Origin of the sequence: Sphingomonas sp. FUKUSWIS1, assembly GCF_000733135.1 — a bacterium.
GTDB lineage: Bacteria > Pseudomonadota > Alphaproteobacteria > Sphingomonadales > Sphingomonadaceae > Sphingomonas > Sphingomonas aerolata.
The window spans coordinates 16,233-34,502 of the sequence record NZ_JPJC01000092.1; the positions used below are offsets into that span (position 1 = coordinate 16,233).

The 18,270-nt window shown below is 69.2% G+C and carries 14 protein-coding genes; 3 read left to right on the top strand and 11 right to left on the bottom strand.

Annotated features, from left to right (window positions below):
- The 4 genes from sphsw_RS06735 to sphsw_RS06750 all read right to left on the bottom strand — a co-directional run.
- Positions 1-2,273: TonB-dependent receptor domain-containing protein (locus tag sphsw_RS06735; protein ID WP_235188308.1), on the bottom strand; the 2,273-nt coding region annotated here is incomplete at its 3' end.
- A gap of 99 nt (positions 2,274-2,372) precedes the next feature.
- Positions 2,373-3,353: a FecR family protein gene (locus tag sphsw_RS18295; RefSeq protein ID WP_052380865.1), complete on the bottom strand. Its 981-nt coding sequence runs from the start codon at positions 3,351-3,353 to the stop codon at positions 2,373-2,375.
- Positions 3,350-3,871: an RNA polymerase sigma factor gene (locus sphsw_RS06745; protein ID WP_235188309.1), complete on the bottom strand. Its 522-nt coding sequence runs from the start codon at positions 3,869-3,871 to the stop codon at positions 3,350-3,352. Before sphsw_RS06745 ends, sphsw_RS18295 begins: the two co-directional genes overlap by 4 nt.
- A 186-nt stretch (positions 3,872-4,057) precedes the next feature.
- Complete coding sequence (locus sphsw_RS06750) at positions 4,058-4,399, bottom strand: hypothetical protein (RefSeq protein WP_031439936.1); 342 nt, start codon at positions 4,397-4,399, stop codon at positions 4,058-4,060.
- Between the two features lie 249 nt (positions 4,400-4,648).
- Here sphsw_RS06750 and sphsw_RS06755 point away from each other — a divergent pair, with 249 nt between their 5' ends.
- The 3 genes from sphsw_RS06755 to sphsw_RS06765 are packed head-to-tail and all read left to right on the top strand — an operon-like array spanning position 4,649 to position 9,367.
- Complete coding sequence (locus sphsw_RS06755; RefSeq protein WP_081874190.1) at positions 4,649-6,406, top strand: type I secretion system permease/ATPase; 1,758 nt, start codon at positions 4,649-4,651, stop codon at positions 6,404-6,406.
- Positions 6,403-7,776: an HlyD family type I secretion periplasmic adaptor subunit gene (locus sphsw_RS06760; RefSeq protein ID WP_031439938.1), complete on the top strand. Its 1,374-nt coding sequence runs from the start codon at positions 6,403-6,405 to the stop codon at positions 7,774-7,776. The genes sphsw_RS06755 and sphsw_RS06760 overlap by 4 nt, the downstream gene beginning before the upstream one ends.
- Entirely contained in the window at positions 7,766-9,367 is a 1,602-nt protein-coding gene (locus sphsw_RS06765; protein ID WP_031439939.1) for a TolC family outer membrane protein, read from the top strand. Before sphsw_RS06760 ends, sphsw_RS06765 begins: the two co-directional genes overlap by 11 nt.
- Before the next feature lie 24 nt (positions 9,368-9,391).
- Here sphsw_RS06765 and pelF read toward each other — a convergent pair whose 3' ends face one another.
- The 7 genes from pelF to pelG are packed head-to-tail and all read right to left on the bottom strand — an operon-like array spanning position 9,392 to position 18,253.
- On the bottom strand, positions 9,392-10,924 hold the full coding sequence (pelF, locus tag sphsw_RS06770; protein ID WP_235188311.1) for a GT4 family glycosyltransferase PelF: 1,533 nt from the start codon (positions 10,922-10,924) through the stop codon (positions 9,392-9,394).
- Positions 10,900-11,814, bottom strand: coding sequence for a hypothetical protein (locus tag sphsw_RS18300; RefSeq protein WP_052380867.1), 915 nt, complete (start codon positions 11,812-11,814; stop codon positions 10,900-10,902). Before sphsw_RS18300 ends, pelF begins: the two co-directional genes overlap by 25 nt.
- Positions 11,811-12,728: a hypothetical protein gene (locus sphsw_RS18305; RefSeq protein WP_052380868.1), complete on the bottom strand. Its 918-nt coding sequence runs from the start codon at positions 12,726-12,728 to the stop codon at positions 11,811-11,813. Before sphsw_RS18305 ends, sphsw_RS18300 begins: the two co-directional genes overlap by 4 nt.
- Before the next feature lie 47 nt (positions 12,729-12,775).
- Positions 12,776-14,248: a hypothetical protein gene (locus tag sphsw_RS06785; RefSeq protein ID WP_052380869.1), complete on the bottom strand. Its 1,473-nt coding sequence runs from the start codon at positions 14,246-14,248 to the stop codon at positions 12,776-12,778.
- A complete protein-coding gene (locus sphsw_RS06790) occupies positions 14,245-15,966 on the bottom strand; it encodes a tetratricopeptide repeat protein (protein WP_031439944.1) in 1,722 nt (573 codons plus the stop codon). The genes sphsw_RS06785 and sphsw_RS06790 overlap by 4 nt, the downstream gene beginning before the upstream one ends.
- The gene (locus sphsw_RS06795) at positions 15,963-16,859 is read right to left on the bottom strand and encodes an endo alpha-1,4 polygalactosaminidase (RefSeq protein ID WP_235188312.1); all 897 of its coding nucleotides are present in this window, start codon (positions 16,857-16,859) and stop codon (positions 15,963-15,965) included. Before sphsw_RS06795 ends, sphsw_RS06790 begins: the two co-directional genes overlap by 4 nt.
- The gene (gene pelG / locus sphsw_RS06800) at positions 16,856-18,253 is read right to left on the bottom strand and encodes an exopolysaccharide Pel transporter PelG (RefSeq protein WP_031439946.1); all 1,398 of its coding nucleotides are present in this window, start codon (positions 18,251-18,253) and stop codon (positions 16,856-16,858) included. Before pelG ends, sphsw_RS06795 begins: the two co-directional genes overlap by 4 nt.
- Positions 18,254-18,270: the final 17 nt, after the last annotated feature.

An 18,270-nucleotide genomic window follows, 5' to 3' on the forward strand; every position in this document is an offset into this window, starting at 1 on the left:
CTGAGCGTGAAGCCGCCGAACGGCCGCAACTGCCCCTCGAACTCGACGCCGGTCGCCTTGGCGCCGCCGACCGACGCGATCGGGGCGCCGCTGGTGATGACCGTCGTCGCAAGGCCGTCGAACGTGTTGTGGAACAGCGTCGCGTACAGGTTGGCGATGCCGGTCGAGACCTTCACGCCGCCCTCATAGCTGTCGACCTGCGGTGCGACGTCGATGCCGTCGCGCAGATTGTCGAAGAACGGGAAGCTGTTGCCGCGGCTGTAGCGGACGAACGCGCCGACCTGCCGGGTCAGGTCGTAATTGACGCCGCCGGTCCACGACCAGGCATCGCCGCGATAGCGGATCGTGCGGAAGGTGCCGTTCAGCTGCGCATCGCCATTGTCGTAGAGCGTCAGCGGATTGCCGTCCGCACCCGCCGCCGGGACCGTCGCTGCAAGGTTTTCGAGCGTGCCGTCGACCGAGTGATGCTGCCACCGGACGCCGCCGTCGATCCGCAGCTGGTCGGTAATCTGCAGTTCGTCGACCGCATAGCCCGCGACGTCCTCGCCGGTGTAGCGCGCGTTGACCTTGAACGTCGATCCGCCCGAGAAGCCGTCCCGCGTGACGATCCGGCCATCCGCGAATGTCAGATTCAGTCGGCGGGCGTTTGGCTCGGCGGTGAGCAGCATGCTGTTGCCGAGATTCCATCGGTCACGCGACTTGTACCGCGTGTAGTAGACGCCGCCGGTCAGCGTGTTGCTGCCCGATTTCCACTCGAGCGCGAAATCGTTGACGAAGGCCTGGATGTGCTTCTCGACGCTCCAGAGGCCGGCCTCGACGACCGCCTGGTTGGGCGAGGCCGCCGCACCGCCGGTCGCGAAGGTGAGCGACCCGATCGTCCCGCCCCGGCCGGCGGCATAGGCGGCGGCGGTGACCGGCGCGGCGCCGCCGGGGACGAGACCGATCGTGTTCGCATCGCCCTCCATCCAGCTGCCGCGATCGCGAACCGTGATCCCGCTGCCGAGTTCGTAATCGAAATTGCCGCCCAGATTGTAGATCTTCGCGCTGCGGCCATCCGCCAGATCGACCCGGCTGCCGTCGTTGCGCACGCCGATCCGCGTGTCGCGCCCAACGAGCGTTCCGGTGCCTGCATCAAAGCCGGGATATTCGCGGATCTTGTCGCCGTCCTGGACGACCGGGATGGGCAGCAGCCACTGGCCGCGATCGTCGAGATAGCGACCGAAGAGCAGGATCGAGCCCTTGTCGAAGTCATGGCGGATATTGCCGGTGATCTGACCACCGCGCTCCGCCTCGAACTGCGCGTCGCGGATCCCGCGCGAGGTCGAGTAATAGCCGCCGAGCATATAGGTTGTGCTGTCGTCGATCGGCCCCGAGACGTAGCTGTCGACGCGGAACTCGCCGAAATCGGTGCCGCTGAGTTTCAGCAATCCGGCCGGCGTCTGCTTGCCCTCGCGCTGGACGAGGTTGACGGTCAGGCCGGGCTGACCGTTCGAGAACAGCGCGCCGGTGCCGCCGCGCACCGCTTCGACGCGCTGGATCGTCTCGTCGATACGGATCAGCTGCGTGTTTTCGAGGAACGACAGCGTCGGCGGCGGGAAGAAGGGCACGCCCTGCGTCTGGAAGGTGACATATTCCGCATCGCCACCCGACGGATAGCCGCGCACGAAGATGTTGGCGCCGGTCTTGCCGCCCGAACTTTCGGTGCTGACCCCCGGCACCGCACGAAGGATTTCGGCGGTGCTGGCAGTGCCGAGCCGCTGCGCCATGCTGCTGTCGATCGTGGTGACCGCGAACGCGGCGTCCTGGCGCCGGGTGCCTGCGCCCGCGGTGCCGATGACGACGATATCGGGGGCGGTTTCCTCGGGCACCTGCGTCGCGGCGGGATCAGCGGCCGCCTGTGCCGGGGCGACCTGAACCGCCGCTGGCGTGGCTTCGGCCGCCTGAGCATGCGTGTCGATGATCAGATAGGCCCCGCTCGGCGTCAGCCGGTGGCCGAGCCCGGAGCCTTTCAGGATCGTCGTCAGCGCAGCGCCGACGTCCATCCGGCCGGCCACCGCGCGCGCGGTCTTGCCGCGGACGAGGGTGGGGGAGAACAGGATCTGCCGGCCGCTCTGGCGCGAGAAGGCGAGCAACGCGGTGCTCATGTCCTGCCGCGCGATGCGGATGCCGATAGCGGCCTGCGCGGTGACGCCGATCGGGATCCCGCCTGCGCCCAGCGCCAATGCGGTCAACATCACGCCGCGTATCAGCACGGCCCTGCCTGTGGATGTCATGCAACCCTCCCTGTTCGTGCGATCCCTCTGCCGGGGTCGATCTGACAGTAAAGACGCGGGACGTCGGAAAACCCGAACCGTGTTTTGCCCTCGGGTCGATTATTTTTTCGAGGCGATCGTGATGCTGCCGTTCGGGTGCCGATCGACGCTGACGGGAAAGCCGAGTTCGAGCGCGTCGAGGAACGGCTGGACATCGCCCGTCCGAAACGCGCCGCTGATCCGGACCCGGCCCGCCGCGGCGTCGGCGATCGCGATCTGCTGGACGCTGTAGCGATTTATCTCGGCGACGGCCTGACTTAATGCCTCGTCCTCGAACACGAGGCGGCCTTCGCTCCAGCTTGCCAGCCGCTGCGCGCTGCCGGGCATGTGGCGAACCGACACGCCGCTGGCCGATGCGGTGAGGACGTCGTCGGGCACCATCGCGACAGGCTTGCCGCGTGCGCCCTTGCCGGCGACGCTGACAAGCCCTTCGAGCAGCGCGACGCGCACCGCGCTGGTCTCGAGCCGCACGTCGAACGCGGTGCCGTGCGCGGTGACCGCCTGCGCGCCCGCGGTGACGACGAACGGCCGGGCCTGATGCTTGGCGACCTCGAACAAGGCCTGTCCGCGTTCCAGCACCAATCGACGCTCGGTGCTCGTATAGGCCATCCGGACCCGCGTGTCGGTATCGAGAGTCAGCCGCGACCCGTCGGACAGCGTGACCATGAGGCGCTGACCCGTCGCCGTCCGGTACACGGGTGTTTCGGTGACCTGCACGGCAGGCGTATCATCCGCGAAGCGCCACAGCGCCAGCGGCGCGACCACCGTGGCACAGGCGGCAGCGGCCAGTATCCACGGCGCGACCCGGCGCGGCTCGCGGCGCAGCGCAGCGCGCGCCACGGCCGCGTGCCGCAATGCCAGCAGGTCGGGATGGTCCGCCAGCGCTGAACTCGCACCCCGTGCTTGGGCGATCACCGCCCAGGCTGCAGCGTGATCCGGTCGCGCATGCCAGTCCTCGAACCGCGCACGCATGGCGGCGCCCGGGTCGCGGTCCAGCCGTTCGGCCCATTCCGCGGCTTCGATCATGACCGGATCGCTCACCGATGCCAGTCCTTCAAGCGTTCCGCGACATGCGCGAGCGCGCGTGCCTGGTGCTTCTCGGCGGCACGCGTCGAGATCGCCATGGCATGCGCGACATCGGCCATCTTCAATCCCTCCAGCATTCTGAGCACGAACACGTCACGTGTCCGTTCGGGCAGTTCGGCAAGCGCACGACGCAACGCGTCCGCGATGTACTTACTCGCCAAGACGCGGTCGGGCGCGAAATCCGAACCTTCAAGCGAAAGATCGTCGATGGGATCCGACAATCCCGCGCCTCGCGCCTGATTGCGCCGGGCCTGATCCTTCAGGACATTGGCTGCGGTGACGAAAATGAAGCTGTCGTGCTGGCGAATGCCGTTCGGGTCTTCCAGCCGACTGAGTCGCAGGAAAACCTCCTGGACCAGATCGGGGACGTCGTGTGGCGCGGAGACGCGCCGCGTGAAGTACCGGCTCAGCGGCCGGGTATAGGTCTCGACCAGCGTGCGAAGGATCGTTGTCCTTTCGCCAAGGCCGGACACTCGCTCCCCCTCCATAGCCATGACCGGTTTCTAATAGCCGGGTCTGTTACGTCAATGTGTCTCGCTGCTCGGTATTTGACGCGGTCAATCTTACGGCACTCAAAATCTATATCGATGCAGGCGAACGCGCAGTGTTTTAGAAGCCGTGAACACCGTTTTCTAGGTCGCTCGACGAGGCGTAGCTCGTCAGCGTTGCTTCTTTGTCGTCGTCGCGGTGAAATCAGGATCCTTCTTGGCGACCCAATCCACGAATTTGCGGACGGTGGGATCGGCGAGCAGCGCGTCGACATTCATGCCGTGGCGTTGCAGTTCGGAATTGGTGAAATTCGCCATTAAGGTCTGCTGGCAGATCGGATGCATGGGCACGACATCGCGACCGCCCCGGCTCTTTGGCACGGGATGATGCCAGACGATGGTCTTGCCGAGCGCGCGGCCGCAGAGCCAGCACGGCGCGACCGGTGCCGGACCCTCCTCGTCTTCGCGATCGGGCTCCTCATACGGGGCATGTTTCGAATGTTTGCGGGCCATGTCGCTGCGTAATCTCTCAGTGGATGTCTGCACGCCGTAGCGGCGCGCCCGGCACCACTACACCTGCGACACGCAGGATGACCACAGGAACGGATGTCGGGATTGGGTCGCGACGGCCCCGGGCCAGACGCTGTGCGTCACACGGAGCGAACCCGCACGCGCGTTAAGACAGAGATCGTCAAGCGGCAGATCGGCGTTGGGGAGCGCCTGAGAAACCGTTCGTTTAAACTTCGTGGCTAAAGCGACGCGATGCCGACGTCCTCCCCAGCGCCCCTGACGGCACCATCCGACCATGGGCATAATGCACTGGCGCGTGCCGTCCGGGGGTGTCGACGGCATCTGGTCTTCGCGGGTCTGTTCTCCGGATTGGTGAACACCCTGTACCTCGTGCCGTCGATCTTCATGCTGCAGGTGTATGATCGCGTCGTGCCCACGCGGGGCGGGACGACGCTGCTGCTGCTGACGCTGATACTGGTGCTCGCGCTGGTCGTGTTCGCGATCCTCGACGCGGTGCGCATGCGGTTGCTGTTGCGCGCCAGCATGCGGCTGGAGCGTCAGGCGGCACCGGGGATCCTGCTGCGGATCCTCGGCACCGATGGCGCGACGACTGGCCAGCGCAGCCAGGCGATGCGCGATTTCGACACGGTGCGCGGGACCCTGACCGGGCCGACGATCATCGCGCTGTTCGATGCGCCCTGGGCGCCGATCTATATCGGCATCGCGTTCCTGCTCCATGTCTGGATCGGCGTTCTGGCGCTTGTGAGCGCGCTGCTGCTCGGGGGCGTCGCGATCCTCAGCGACCGCGTGACCGCGCATGCCGCGCGCGACACGCAGGCCCGCGCGGTTCTCGCGACGCGCGAACAGGATGTGTCGATTCACGGATCGGAGGTCGCGCGCGTGATGGGGATGCGCAATGCGCTGATCACCCGGCATCTGCTGGAGCGCGCCGAACTCGTCCGCCGCCAGGCCGCGCTCGCCGGCACGTCGGGGCAGTTTCTCGCGATCACCAAGTTCCTTCGCCTGCTGCTCCAGTCTCTCGCGCTCGCGCTGGGCGCGTTGCTGGCGATTCGGCAGGATATTTCGGGCGGCGCGATCTTTGCGGCGTCGCTGTTGCTGGGGCGCGCGCTCCAGCCGGTCGAGCAGATCCTCGGGGCGATGAAGCCGCTCGCCGCCGCGCGCAACGCCTATCGCGATCTCGATGCCTTCTGCCGGATGCCGGGACCCGCGATCGACGCGACGACGCTGCCCGCGCCGACCGGCCGGATCGACGTCCGCGGTATCACGGTGCGCGCGGAAGGCAGCGATCGCGCATTGCTGTCGGACATAAGTTTCGCGGTCGCGCCCGGCGAGATCGTCGCGCTGGTCGGCCCGAGCGGCGCGGGCAAGTCGACGCTGCTGCGCGTGTTGTCGGGTGCGCTGTCGCCGGATGCTGGCGAGGTGCGGATCGACGGTGCGAGTCTGACGGACTGGAACCGCGAGCAGCTCGGCCGGCACGTCGGTTACATGCCGCAATCCCCGTCGCTGTTTCCGACCACGGCGCACACCAACATCTCGCGGTTTCAGTCGGTGCTGGCGGGCGAGAGCGAACAGCTCGACGCCGCAGTGGTCGAGGCGGCACAGGCGGCGGGTGCGCATGAGGTGATCCTGGGCCTGCCCAATGGCTATGCGACGATGCTGAGCATGGCGGACGGGTCGGGGCTGTCGGCGGGGCAGAACCAGTCGGTCGCGCTGGCGCGCGCGCTGTTTGGTACGCCGACGATCCTGTTCCTCGACGAGCCCAACGCGCATCTCGACAGCGATGGTGAGGCGCGGCTGGTGACGACGCTCTCGACGCTCCGTGCGCGTGGCGCGACGGTGATCGTGTCAACGCATCGGACCGGGCTTCTGCAGGCGGTCGACAAGATCATGGTGCTGCGCAACGGCACGATCCAGCTGTTCGACGATCGCGCCAAGGTGTTGCGCCCTGCTAGCGCGGGACCCGCCGTCGCAACCGGAGGCGCCCGATGATCCCCGCCGAACTGGCCAGCCCCGTCCCCGCAGCTGGTGGCGCAACCCTTGCAGACCGCCTCCGTCTCGACGATTCCCCGCGGCAGGCGATCCTGGTCGGCGGGCTGGTCGCGATCCTGTTCTTCGTCGTGGGGCTGGGCTGGGCGGCGTTCGCGCGGCTCGATGCCGCGGCGGCGGGCGAGGGGCAGGTGGTCGTGGCGGGCAATCGCCAGACCGTCCAGCACCGCGAGGGCGGGATCGTCGCGGCGATGGCGGTGCGCGACGGCCAGCACGTCCGTTCGGGCGAGATCCTGTTCCGGCTCGAAGGCGCCGAGGTCACCGCGAGCGAGCGTGCGCTGGCCGCCAGCGTCATTGATCTCCAGGCGCAACGGGCCCGGCTCGAAGCGGACGTCCGCGGCGGCGCGATCGTCTGGCCCGCAGACTTCGCGTCCGCGCAGGGCGACGACCTTCGTCTCGTCGAGCGGGCGAAGTCGCTCCAGCTTGCGCAGCGGTCGGCACGCTCGGCCGCGCTCGCGGCAAACGGCGCGGTTCTCCGCCAGCAGGAGGCAACCGTTGCGCAGCAGATGACCGGCTTCAATGCGCAGGCGCAGGCGACCGCCCGGCAGCGCGCCTCGCTCCGGCAGCAGCTCGACAGCACGCGGGCGCTTGCCGATCAGGGCTATGTGTCGCGCAACACGGTCCGCGCGATCGAACGTTCGATCCAGCAGCTCGACGGGACCGATGCCGACTATGTCTCACGCTCGGCGGCCGCGCGTGAGCAGATCGGCCAGACCCGCGCGGAAGGCGTTCAGACCCGCCGCAAATATGTCGAGGAAAGCGCGACTTTGCTGCGCGACACGCAGTTCCAGTTGAACGAGGTCTTGCCCAAGCTGGCCGCGGCCCGCGAACAGCTGGCGCGCACGATCATCCGTGCGCCGGTGGCGGGCCGCGTGGTCGGGCTGCGCGTCTTCTCCGTGGGGGGCGTGATCCAGCCGGGCCAGGCGATCCTCGACATCGTCCCCGACGCCGCGCCGCTTGTGGTGCGCGCGAACTTCTCGCCGGGCGACATCGACGGGGTGTTTGCCGGGCGCGAGGCGGAGGTGAAGTTCCTGTCGCTGCACGAACGCGACCTGCCGATCCTGCTCGGCACGGTCCGCACGGTCTCCGCGGATTCGCTTCGCGACGAGCAGACCGGTCGCAGCTATTTCAGTGCGGAGGTCACCGTGCCGCGCGCTCAGATCGCCAAGATCGAGGCTGTGCGCAGTCGCGATACGGGGATCCGCGCTGGCGTACCGGTCACCGTCCTCGTCAAGCTGCGGTCGCGGACCGCACTCGACTATCTCCTCGATCCGTTGACCGAGGCCTTTTCACGGTCGCTTCATGAACGCTGAGAGGATCTATCTCGCTGTCGCCGTGCTGCTGGTGCCGGCCATGCCCGCGCTCGCGCAGACGGCACAGGAGGCAGCAACCGCAGCGCCCGAAACGCTGGGGCAGGCGATCGCCGATGCCTATCGCAGCAACCCCTCGCTGGAGGGACAGCGCGCGCAGCTTCGCGCGCTCGACGAGCAGATCGTCCAGGCGGGGGCCGCGTACCGGCTGACCGCGGGCATCAACATGACGCTGCAATATCAGTCGCAGGACCAGCGCGGGCTGCTCGGCGATTTCGATACGGCGCGGGGGCGGACCCTGGGGGCGTCGCTGACCGCGTCTCAGATCCTGCTGAACGGCGGGCGGACCGCGGCGCAGGTGTCGGCGGCGGAGGCGACCGTGCTTGCCGGGCGCGAGCGCCTGCGCGAGGCGGAGAACACGATCCTGCTCGAAGTCGTCGATGCGTTCGTTTCGGTGCGGCGCGACCAGGCGCTGGTGGCGATCCAGCAACGCTCGCTCGACTCCTATGGGCGACAGGTGACCCAGGCGATCGCACGCGAACGGGGTGGCGACCTGACCCGCACCGACATCGCACAGGCCGAGGCGCAGCGCGAGATTATCCGCGCGCAGCTGGCGCAGGCGACCGTCAATCTCCAGGCAAGCCGTGGGCGGTTCGCGGCGGTCGTCGGGCGTAATCCGGGCACGCTGCTCGTGCCGCCGACGCTGCCCGGACTGCCGCGCTCGCTCGATGCCGCGTTTGCCGTGGTGGAGAAGGAGAGCCCGAGCCTGTGGCAGGCGATCCTTGCCACCAAGGCGGGGGACGCGCGGATCGCGGCGCAGCGCGCCGAACGTGCGCCGATCGTCGCGCTGTCGGGAAGCTATGGCTATGGAAGCCCCTATTCCTACCGCCTGCGCGATGCGGGTGCGCAGGCGACCGGTGGGGTCACGGTGACGATGCCGTTGTTGACCGGCGGCGTGATCGGTTCGCGCGTCCGCGCCGCGGTGGCCGAACGTCAGCAGCTCGGGTTCGAGGTCGAGACGGCGCGGCGCGCCGCACTCGCCAATGCGCAGAACGCGTGGAACCAGGCGGTGGCGGGTGGCGAGCAGATGGCGGCGGGGCAGCGCGCGACCGAGGCGGCGGAGTCGGCGCTCACCGGCGTACACCGCGGGTTCGCGGAAGGATTTCGCTCGAATTTCGAGGTGCTGGATTCGGAACAGCGCCTGCTGACCGCGCAACTCGTCTTCGTCAACGCGACCTATGGAGCCTATGCCGCCGAGGCGCGGCTGTTGGCGACGCTGGGGCGACTGCAGGCGGCGGCGATCGATCAGGCGGTGCCGGCCTATGATCCGGCGTGGAACACGCGGGTGGTGCGGGCCAAGACATTCGGGCCGTTCGATCCGGTGCTCGCGCCGATCGACCGTGCGCAGAAGCCCGCTGGCACCGCCCCGGCTGCACCCGTGATCGCGCCCGCCACCGACGCGCGGATTAGGCCGGCGGCCGTCCAGGCCTTGCCAGGGCCGATCGGCAATGTGCTGCCGATCGCGCCGGTTCCGGTGCTTGCGGGCCCGGTTGCGGCCGATCTGAGCGATGCGGTAGTCACCGGCGGGAGATGATCCGATCTGGCGTTCGCGCGTAGGCTATCGCTGGATCAGAGTTTCGTAGAGTTGTGCATAGGCCCCGATGATCGTGTCGTGATCATAGTCGCGGCGCACGCGTTCGCGCATGGTTTCGCCCATTGCCGATCGCATCGCCGGATCGCCCGCGATCGCGAGGATCGCCGCCGCCGTCGCTGCCGGATTGACCAGCGGGGTGATGATACCGCCATGGCCGGAGTCCGCCCCGCCGCGTCCTTCGATCATCTCGCGGCAACTCCCGACGTCGGGCGCGACCACGGGAATCCCGCAGGCCCCGCCTTCCAGGATCACCAGCGGTTGCGCTTCGGACAGGCTGGTAAGCACGAGCAGGTCGATCTTTGCCATCCAGTCCTCGATCCGCACGCGCCCGGCGAAGCGGAAGACCGGCGACAGATCCAGATCCTCGACCAGCCGCGAGCATTCGGCAGCATATTCCGGGTCCTCGTCCTCGGGGCCGAGCACGACGAAGCGGATGTCGGGGCGTTCGGCATGTGCGATCGCGGCGGCGCGGATGAACGTCTTCACGTCCTTGATCGGAACCACGCGGCCGAGCAATGCGACCAGCGGGTGTGCCGGATCGCGCTGGTCGGGGAGTGCGGCGAACCGCTTCGAATCGATCCCGTTGGGGATGACGCGGACCCGGTCGGCAGCGGCACCCAGCCGGCGCTGGACCGCCGTATTCTCGCCGTACAACGCAACGATCGGATCGCAGCTGTCATAGCAGGCGGTCGCATAGCTGGTGAAGGCTCGAACCCAGAGGTCGCGCAGATCACGCACGCTGCGTTCGAGCTCGAGCCCGGTGTCGACCTGATCGCCGATCCAGTCCGCCATCATCACCTCGATCTGGCGTTCGAGCAGGTAGATGCCGTGTTCCGTGATGAACGCCGGGCGCCCGGTCTCGCGCGCGGCGCGGGCGGCGAGCAGGCCTGCGAAGCCGGTCGAGATCGTGTGATAGGCCTTGGCGCGCGGCAGGGGCGCGGTCAGCACCGCGAGCAACCCGCCGAGCAGCACGCGCATCGCCCAGAAATAATGGTGGAACGAGGCCTTGGGCAGCATCGCCTGATAATGGCGCCTGAGCCGTGCGAAAACCGCCGGGTGCGACAGGATGTCACCGGGGGCAAGCGGTCGCGCGATGCCGCCGATCACGTCGATCAGTGTCGCCAGCCGGTCCGCGCCACCGGTCGCGACGAACGCGACCAGCGCGTCGACGATCGGTACCGCGATCCGGTCCGGGATCGCGCGCGGCATCGCCGGTGCAGGCGCCAGGCCGATTTCCACCACCGCGACGACGTTGGGCGGCGGGGCGAGCTGGAACGCGAGCAGCCCCGCGCCCGGCTTGATCGCGGCGATCACGAACCGGACGTCGGGCAGATGCGTGATCAGATCCTGCAGCCAGCCGGATACGCCGCCGATCACATAGGGATAGGCGCCCTCGACGATCAGGCAGATATCGGCGTCGGGTACGCAGACCGGCGCTTGCCGGGCCGTTTCGGCCAAGGCGGACAGCGGGATCACGCCGCGGCGCCCGTCAGCCACCAGTTCGCCAGCGTTGCCGCACCGCGATCGTTCGCGCCGGTCGGATCGCCGGTCCGGTCTGCCGACGCCTGGATCGCGGTCGCCATCCAGTCGATCGCGTCATAATCGCCCGCAGCCCAGAACGCCTCGATCATCAACGCATCACGCGTGTCCGCATGCCGGTCGTCCGCCCCGTCAGATCCCGCAGCGGCCATCGTCGCAACAGCGTCCTCGCGCAGGTGGAGGCGCTGCGAGTCGGACAGCAGCACGTCCGAACGCGCGTGATCCCCGAGCAGCCGCGCCAGGTTCGCCGCGGCATCGGGATCGACGCCATCGGCAACGCGTGCTGACAGCCGTGCACGGGCGAGCACCAGATTTTCCGCGACGCGCGCCGACGCGGCCGCCGCAAGCGCGCGGATCGTCTGGTCGCTATCGGTCAGCGCCAGCGCGATGAGCGGCGACAGCGCGGGCTCGAAGGACCGCACCACGGTCTCCAGTGCCCGCCGCCGCTCGGCGACCGCGCCGTGACGCATGATCGTGACCAGCGAGCTCAGCGTATCGGGGGTGGCGTGATGAACCCGCCCGTCGAGCATGCGGGCCACCGCGAGACGCGCGCCGCGCTGTGCGGAACGCCCGGCAACAGGGCCGAACATCTCGTCGTCGGTCCGGTGTGCGGCAGGTCTGACGAAGCGAGCAAGGGGCAGGGCAACAAGCAGGCCAAGCGGGCCCGTCACACCCAGCATCGCCGCCGCAAAACCGGCCGCCGCACCGCTGCGGAGCCACAAAGTGAGCCCAATCCCGCTAGCCACGACATGGACTGCGAGCGCCCAGCCGGCCGCAAGTTCGAAAAGCCAGCACGCCGTCAGGACGACCATCTCCAGCAGCGCGAGCGCAGCGAGGCGGTGGATCACGCGACCAGCCCGGCGGCTCTGACCGGCCGCTGGGTTGCGTGAAGCGTATCGGCGAGCAGCGGCGTCAGCCAGGCGGCGATCTCGGTCATTTCGGCGGTACGGCTCGCGTTCAGCGTCTCGAACGGCAGCGCATGTAGGACCAGGCACCCGACGAGTTCGCCGGTCTTCAGATCGGGCAGCGCGATCGCGGCGACGCCGATACCGTCGAGCAGGCTACGATCGCTGCGCTTCGCGACGTGCAGGATCCCGTGGGGCCGTGCCATCCGCTCCATCAACGTCGCTGGCAGGGTGTCGCGCCGTCCCGCGGTAACCGGCCCGCGGATCCATGCGCGGGCCTCGTCACCGGTCATGCGGTAGCAGGTGAAGTCGGGGGTTCGTGCGGCAAGCGCGATCAGTTCGCTGATTGCGCCACGTCGTTCAGCCAGGTCCTGCGAACAGAGTCGCGCGGCCGTCTCGATCGCATGGCCGACGGTATGCGCCTCGGTCGCGATCTGCACCTGCAACAGCCGGTTGGTCCGCGACAGCGCCGCAAACGCCTCGGTCAGCCGCGCCAGGTTCCGCGCCGCAACCCCGCCGCGCTTTTCCAGCCGATCGTGCCGTGCGGTCCGCATGATCGTCACCTCGCCGATGACTCCGGCAGCGACGAACCACATCAATGGCTGGAGCGAGAGATGGAACAGGTGGTCGAGATAGTCGCGCGCGCCCGTGTCGTCGTGGACATGCGCGAGCCATAGCCCCGACGCGATTCCCGCCGCGAGGACGCCGGGGCCGGTGCCATAGGCGAGCGCCATGACCAGCACCGGCAGCCAATAGGGGTTGGGCTGGACACGCGTGAACCCGGTTTCGCCCGTCAGCCACCAGTCGAACGCAGCCAGCACGGCGAAGGTGAGGGTGATCTCCAGCGCGATGCGCACGGGGCGTCGCCACCGGGCCTGCCATTTTGGCGCAGCGTCGTCGTGCGTCACTGCGTATCCCCGAGGCTGCGTGTCAGCAGCGCGCGCGCATAAAGCTGGCGGCCGGCAAAGCCCTGCCGCGCGATCGACGTGATGCCGCCGCTGCCCTCGACCCGCCACGCGACCGCGATCGGGGCGGCGAGGCCGAGGCTGGCGGTGGGGCCATCGCCGCCGAACCGATCGACGGTCCAGCCTGCGAGCGCGGTCATCTGCACCGCGCCGACCGCGCCACTGGCGAGGCCCTGGAGGGTGTGGTTCTCGCGGGTGGCCAGCGGGATGACGGCAAGGCGGTCTGCGCCAAGCTGCATACGCTGAACATATTCCGCGTCGAAGCGGTAGGTCAGCCCGAGCGCCGGGAACTGACGGCGAATGAGATAATCCACCCCGGCGCTCGCGACGATGGTGTCGCTTGCACCGCTACCGGTTGCGAGGCCGTACCGGTAGGCGCCGAAATCTCCTTGCGCGACCACGCCCGGCGTCAGGCGGTAGGTGACGCCGATCAGCGCGCGCGAGAGATATCCTCCCGCCAGCACCTGCGCCGGGGTCGAATAGTCCGGCATGTGGCGGCTCAAGGTCGCGCGGAACTGAGCGTCGGCGGCCCCTGCCGTAATCCTGGCACCGCCACCCGTCACCGCATCGTCGAGCGCGGCGGAGGCGAAGAGCTGGATGCGGACCGCGCCGTCGAACGCTGCGGCCAGCGAGGCGTCGACGACGGTGTCGCCGGATCGCACGGTCGGCGCGGCGGTGGCGACGTTGCTGACGAGATGGCGAACGCCGCCTCCCACGTCGAGCGTGCCGCCGACCGCTGCGTCGATCCGCGCGGCGAACTCTGTCTGCGCGAGGTCGCTGCCGTCACGCGCGGTGACGCCGATGCTGGCGGCCCCCGCCGCGGCGGCGATCGTACGCCGTGCGGTCAGGTCGTCTGCCTTGAGCACGCGGTACTCGCGCGCCGCGCCGCGGACGTCGCCCTGCGCGAGACGCGTGTCGGCGAGCAGACGGGCGGCGCGTCGGTCGGCCGGATAGCGCTGTGCAAGGCTCGTCGCCGCGCGCAGGGCCGATCCCGGATAGCCGGCGGCCACGTCCGCCTCGATTGCAGCCAGTGCGGCGTCGGATGCGCTGTCGTCGGTAGCCTCGAGCAGCGCGGCGTCCGCGGGTGGAGAGAAGGCGAGCGCGACGACCGGGCCCTTCTGCCGCCAGCGCATCGTCCAGCCCGCCGCGGGACGGAGGACCAGGCTGTCATCGTTCCAGCGCAGATCGCCGATCACGTCGCCCGCCGCCTCACGGAACGCGGCGAGCCGTGCGGGCGCGATCGGTCGATCGAACCGCGCGACCAGTTCGCCGTCACGATCCTCGATCCGGACGACGGCGTCGTCGGGCCAGGCGAGCCGGGACTCGGACGTGACGATCCGGCCATCCGCAAAGACGGTCCGGGGTACGACCAGCAACGGCGCATCCGCGAGGCAGAAAAACAGGCTGATCATTGCGCCAGCACCGTCCGCGCCCGGCCCGGCTGGCCCTGCGTGATCAGCAGCCGGGCGTGCAGCGCGGCGAGCGATCGGTCCTGCGGCGTTTCGGATCGCAGCGTCTCGACCAATTTCACTGCCTCGGCCCGACGCCCGAGCTTCTCGAGCACTTCCGCGCGCGCCCTGCTGTCGGCGGGCGTCTGGGCGAGCGCGCGTTCAAGCCAGGGGCGTGCCCCCCGCACGCCACCGATCCGCGCCTGCACGTCGGCCATCAAGCGCAGCGCGGGCAGATCGGTCGGGGCGGTCGCAAGATGCGCGTCGAGCCATTGTCCCGCAGCCTTCGCATCGCCCGCGTTCCACGCCACCCAGGCGAGGTCGAACTGATCGCGCGGCCCGGCGATCCCGGCCGCGACACGGCGTTTCGTGATCGTCGCCGCCTGTGCCGGATCGATCCGCGCGGGCGCCGCAGCGGACACGGCGCGGACCTGATCGGGGGATAGCGCGCGGCCGTCGAGCAAGGCCGCCAGCACCGTCCGACCGGCGGCGTCATTGTTCGCCGTGCGGGCCAGCGACAGCCGCATCAGCATCACATCGGTCTCGTCCGCGAGCGGATGCCGCGACACGAACGCCAGCGCAGCGCCCGGTTGGTCGCGTTCGGCATAGCAGGCCAGCCAGCTGCGCTGCCGGGTCGCGCTGCCTTGCAGGCTCTGCTGTTTCAGCCAGGCGAGATCGTCGGATGCGGGACGCGGACCCATCAGGTAGAGCAGGCGCTGCGCTGCAGGCGCGGTCGGTGCGAGCCCGGCCGCCGCACGCCGCAGCACCGCCGTCGCATCCCCGCGATACCCGGCCGCGACCAGCTGCTCCGCAATCTGCTCGAGTGGCGCACCGGGCGCGGCCGCATGTGCGAGCAACTCGGTCCGCAGACCGGCACGGTCGCCCGCTTCGGTCAAAATGGCCTCGCGCGCCGCCTGGCGTTGCTCGACGGGGAGGTAGCCTGCCGCCTGCAAGCCTGCCGCGGTATCCCTGGAACGCGCCGCCACCCGGATGGCGAGCCAAGGGTCTGCGGCGCGCCAGTTCGCGGTCGTCGTGGTGTCGAGCAGCGCGATCAGGTCGCGCCGCCCAGTCTTGTCGGCACGCCGCGCGAGATCGAGTGCCAGCGCGGGATCGGGCGGCGGGATAACGTGGTTCGCCGCCGCCACGATCACCAAGTCGGGCCGATCGATCGCATAGGCCGCCGCGACGATGTCCGCAGCGGGCAGGGCGCCTCGCTGCTCCACCGCCCGCGCGACGAGCGCGGCGGCGTTCGCGGCGCGTCCGGTCCGGTGGAGAAGGTCGATCCGGAGCCGCCACGTCGCTGCGGCCGCACCATCCGGCCGGGCCGCAAGATAGTCGAGCGCAACCGCCGGTCGCTTCGCAGCGACCAGATCATAGGCGACCTGCAGCGTCGACACCGGCTGGCCCTCAACGATCAGCCGCGTCGTGAGCGTCGCGAGCGTCGCTGCGTCCGCAGTCGCGATCTGCGCCGTGATCGACGGATGCGCAGGCGGCAGCACCGGCGATGCTGGCGCCGGCATCGAACTGCGCGCAGCCGAAATCGGCACCGGCTGCGCCCGACGAACGGCGGGGAGTATCTCGCGCTCCTTCGGCAACAGCATCAGCCCGCCCGCGAGCAGACCGATCCCGGTCAGCGCGGGCAGGAGGAGCGCAAGCCGTGCGCGGTGGCGGTCGATCCTCACCCCGCCGGCTCCGGCATGAGGCGGTCGAGCGCCAGGGTCGCGACATAGGGGCTGAACCCCGCCGCCCGCTCGCGCGCATACAGTGCCGCGACCTGTTTCGTATCCGCCGGATCCCAGTAATCCAGCGTCATCAGCGACAGCGCCGGGTTCCGCGCCTGTGCGGTGCGCAGGCGACCCGCTTGCCAGTCCCAGTCCGAATCGCTCAGCAACTCATAGTGTTTGGCCGTGAAATTCCACCGCGACGCCATCGCCTCGCCGAGCAGATAGTCGATCTTCGGTGCAACGTCGGGCAGCAGCGCATAGCCGCGGTTGAGCATGATGCGGATCTTGGGGAAGCGGGCGCGCACGGCGGCGATCAGCGATACGCCTGCCGCTACCATGCCCTTGTTGGCCACCGGATCCTGCTGTTCCATCGCCTCGGCATTATCCATCGTATCGATGAAGATTCCGTCATAGCCGAGCGCGAGGATCGCAGGGACGAGCCGGTCGAGCACCGCTGCCCGCCACGCCGGATGACGCAGGTCGGCGAGCCGCGCATCGGGCCAGTTGGGGTTGGCGGCCTTGAGCGCGCCGGCCTTGTCCAGCGCGGCGAAATAGGGTCGGTTGCGCTCGACTTCCCCGAAGCTGACGTAACCGAGCAGCGTGCTGCCCGGGCCACGAAGCGGCGCGATCGGACGCGCGTGATGCGGCTCGAGGACCAGCAGCGCGCAGCCGCGTGCCAGCACGGGGTCGGTCGCAGCCCCGTAATCGACGCCCCAGCGCAACGCGGCGTTCGCGTTCGGTCCAGGCGCAGCGACCGACTGGTGGCGGCTGCCTAAGGCCCACCCGGCCGCGCCGAGCGCCAGCATCCTCTGGACGATCCAGCGGCGGCCCATATCGGTAAATCCCGTCACAACAGACGTCCTCCATGCCCCACGACGGAGGGATTGTTGCCGACGAACAGCAGATAGGTGAGGTTGACCGTGGCTTCGGCGACCAGCGCGAGGCCGACCGATGCACCGACCACGGCGCCGGCCATATAGCCCCAGCCGAACGCGGCGAACCCCGTATCCCATTGGAGAAGCGTCGCGAGTCCGCTGCCGATGGCGAAAGCCGTCCAGGTCACGAGGATCCGCCCGAACAGGTCGTAATAGGCCAGCACGACCGTGGCCGCGATCACCACGAGGTGAAAGACGGTGCCGAGCGCGGTCTGGCGAAACGCGAAGACCGCGCGTGCGTCCGCGCCGATCAGCTCGAACAACGGCACCGCGAACACCCAGGCGAGCGCCGCGACGAGGGCCTGCACGAGCAGCATGATCCGCAGCCCGTCGAACATCGTCCGCGCCAGGTCACTGCGCGCCTCCTCGATACGCTGCAGCGTCGAGGTGCCCGTACACCGGACGATCATGTCGCTGAATGCGCGATCGAACCGCGTCTCGGCGACGATCAGCAACAGCGTCAGGCCCGGCACCATCGTCAGCAGCCCCAGAAAGCTGCCCTGATCGTTGATCGGGTTCAGCCGGAGCAGTCCGATCGCGCGAATGCTCTGCGGCCCCGTCCACAGTAGCCATTTGTCGATCCAGATCGCAGCGACTCCGGCAATGCCTGCCGCGGCGACGATCCATGCGAGGCGCGGCGCCATCGCGTCCCGCGTCGGCAGGACGGGCGTGGCGGAGAAATGTCGGCGGATCACCGCCATGATCGCGGCGAGCGTCAGGCCGACGCCCCCGGCAATGATTGCAAGCACGGCAGGGACGCCAGGCCTTGGCAGGAGCGCCAACATCAGCGTCGCGACGCCGATGCCGAGCAGATAGGCGAGCGGGATCGCTCGGTACCGGCGCAGCGCGGTAAGCAAGGGCGCGGCGATCCAGACCTGTGTCAGCCAGGCGAGGATCAGCGTCGCGAGCGCGGCCTCGTCGAGCGGAAGCCCGGCAAGGGTTCCGAACACGATCGCCCCGATCGCCAGCGCGATCCCGCCGCCGGCCGCGAGCGCGACCAGCATGATGCCCGACACGCCGCCTGCGTCCCGCGCGAAGATCCGATCCGCGGCGACCCGCGTCGCGAGGATGCCAACCGGCGCCGCGGCGAGCGCGGACAGGCTGAACGCATAGACAAGGATCGTCTGGACGGTCCGCGCGCCGCGTGCGCCGAGATGCGTGCCCAACCAGTGGGTGAGCAACGCCATCGCGACCGCGGTGATCAACCACGGTCCCGCGCTGATCACCGCACCGAATGCAGCGGCGCCGACGATCCCGCCGACACCGCCCTCGCGCGCGGTTTTCGCTAACTGGAAGCCTATGCCCGCCATAACTTCGCCGGCCTATG

Bases quoted from the DNA above. Each gene is read 5' to 3' on its own strand.
- sphsw_RS06750 (WP_031439936.1), bottom strand. From the start codon at position 4,399: ATGGCCCGCAAACATTCGAAACATGCCCCGTATGAGGAGCCCGATCGC.
- sphsw_RS06755 (WP_081874190.1), top strand. From the start codon at position 4,649: ATGCCGACGTCCTCCCCAGCGCCCCTGACGGCACCATCCGACCATGGG.
- sphsw_RS06760 (WP_031439938.1), top strand. From the start codon at position 6,403: ATGATCCCCGCCGAACTGGCCAGCCCCGTCCCCGCAGCTGGTGGCGCA.
- sphsw_RS06765 (WP_031439939.1), top strand. From the start codon at position 7,766: ATGAACGCTGAGAGGATCTATCTCGCTGTCGCCGTGCTGCTGGTGCCG.
- sphsw_RS06785 (WP_052380869.1), bottom strand. From the start codon at position 14,248: ATGATCAGCCTGTTTTTCTGCCTCGCGGATGCGCCGTTGCTGGTCGTA.
- pelG (WP_031439946.1), bottom strand. From the start codon at position 18,253: ATGGCGGGCATAGGCTTCCAGTTAGCGAAAACCGCGCGCGAGGGCGGT.